Annotated in this window: 2 protein-coding genes; both read left to right on the top strand. The window is 59.8% G+C overall.

Going from position 1 to position 2,299, the window contains the following annotated elements:
- Positions 1-284 precede the first annotated feature (284 nt).
- A complete protein-coding gene (locus ACWDSI_RS20395; protein ID WP_449757678.1) occupies positions 285-950 on the top strand; it encodes a DUF3558 family protein in 666 nt (221 codons plus the stop codon).
- A 659-nt stretch (positions 951-1,609) separates the two neighbouring features.
- Positions 1,610-2,221 carry a DUF3558 family protein gene (locus ACWDSI_RS20400; RefSeq protein ID WP_449757677.1) on the top strand — a complete coding sequence of 204 codons (612 nt, stop codon included), beginning with the start codon at positions 1,610-1,612 and terminating at the stop codon, positions 2,219-2,221.
- The last annotated feature ends 78 nt before the right edge of the window (positions 2,222-2,299 follow it).

Here is a 2,299-nt window from a genome sequence, read left to right on the forward strand (position 1 = left end):
GGACCCGCCCACATCACGCAGGCTCACACCGCAAATCCGACCTACATCTTGGGGTCAGTAGAACCTGTTTCACGCACCGTCAATCCGGAAGAGCCAATTTGAGAGGGCACGATCCAAACTCGATCGGACGCTCGGCTCCAACTTCTACGGTGAAGTCTGTGAAGGCGTCGGTGTGTACTCCCGCCTGGTCGGCGTCATCGACTCCTGGAGCGACGCGCTGGCGGATCAGATCCGCTCCCTCACCCAACTGGCGTCCCAATGCGACGGCGCGGACAGCGAACTTCATGGTGCGGACCAAAAGAGTGCGGCCGACCTTCACGCATAATCGCTATCGGTTCGCGACGCTCCTCCTGTGCAGCTGTATTGCTGCGTCGGTCAGCGGTTGCTCAGCACAGGGCACGCCGGTTGCTCAAACTGCAGGGAAAATGGCCACATCAAGTCCGGTCACGATCCGACAAACTGACGACAACGGTAGGCCTCTGCCGTTCAGGACAACCTTTCCCGACCGTTGGAACAGCGGCAACGACGGGACCACATACGAACCATGCACGTCCGTGCCGGAGTCGACCCTTCTCGAGTTCGACTTGGACCCGCAGACGGCAAGTGACGCCGCGGCTGCGAATTTTCAGACCGCGCGTGGATGTGATTGGCACTACTCTGATCGCCCTCTGGCGACACTGTCGCAGTTCGTCGGGAACTCGCACTCGCTGGACGTCTATAAGAAGCGACAGTCAGTCATCACCCAATGGTTTCCTGATCAGTCGATCGCCGGACGTCGAGTTGCCGTTGGCAAGTTCACGAGTCCCGACCTTTGCATGGCGGTTGTCACCTCAGGGCGTTCAAGTGTCATCACCCAGGTAACCATTCCGCTCGACACACCACCGATCGCCGACATCTGCGCCAAGGCCGTCGACTTCACCCGCGCCACCATCGACCAGATACCGGAATGAAACTCTTGCGCTGCCATCCCTACTCCTGCGCTGCTGAAAACAGCGATCGCAAGTACCGGCAACTCGGTGGACCGACACGCCATCGCACGGCACCGAGCGGCGATGCGCTGCCAGTCGAGATCAGTCAGACCGATACGCGGAGGCCACGATTGCCGTTCGTGACTACACCCCCGTCGCTGGAATCAGCCTGCACGAACCCACGGAGACGGGCCGCAGCCCGACAATCACGAGGGAGACGGTCTGACGGACTTCCGACTGCTCCCGAGCGGGACCGTGAACCTACCGGGCCGCGGACCCATCGGAGGCACCCCGACCGTCACCCCCCAGAACTCCGCACCCGAGGGTGGGGTCGTTCAATTCACGAGCGCGGAATGGCAACAGCGGGCCAAGGTGGCAAAGGGAGTGTGCGGCGGATTTGGAGAGGGCGCGCTAAATACTGGAGAGAGTGGCTCGCTACAACTACTACGGTGAGGTGACCGAGGGTGAAAGTCTATCTTCAAGTCTTGCACCGATGGTCGTTGCTTGGAGAGGGCAGCTAATGCAACAGTCGCATGCTCTTTACAACCTAGCTAGCCAATGCGAATCAGCCGACACTGAACTTCATCGCGCCGACGAAGCTGGCGCCCACAACCTTCGTGCGTAGAAGTCGATGGCTCGCCGTGGCCATCCTTGCAGGGTCATTGACGGCATCGGGGACAGGCTGTTCGATCGAAGGTACGCCAGTCGTTCAACACGCCCGCACGCTGCCTGGAGCTACGCAGGCAGCGATCAGACAGACAGACGATAGCGGGCGCCATTTGCCTTTCGATACAGCGTTTCCTGATCGATGGAACACTGGGAATGACGGCACAACCTACGAACCATGCACAGCTGCAACAGATTCGATACTGAATTCGGCAGATCTGGACCCTTCAACTGCACGCGATGCCGCGGCAGCGAATAACCAAACGATTCGAGGTTGCGAGTGGCGATACATAGGCAACAACAGCGGGCTGCTTTCCCAGTACGTCGCAAATGCACAGGCACTTAGCGAATACAAGCCTCGTCAAAGCGGGATCATCGAGTGGTTCCCCGATGAAAGCGTTGCGGGGCGCCAAGTCGCGGTGGGCACCCTTGGCGGATCTGACGAATGTACAGCAATCGTCGTTTCCGGACGCGCTCATGTCGCTACCAGTGTCACAATCCCCTTCAGTCCCCCACCCCTCGCCGACATCTGCGCCAAAGCCGTCGACTTCACCCGAGCCACCATCGACCTGGCAGGTCCCCGATAACCGGTCCAGGCAGTTCTAGAGCCAGTTCCTTGTTGTGATCGTCAGTCGATCTCGCAGCCCACGGGGTGATGTTGGTGG

This window comes from Gordonia sp. NPDC003429 (assembly GCF_053588575.1).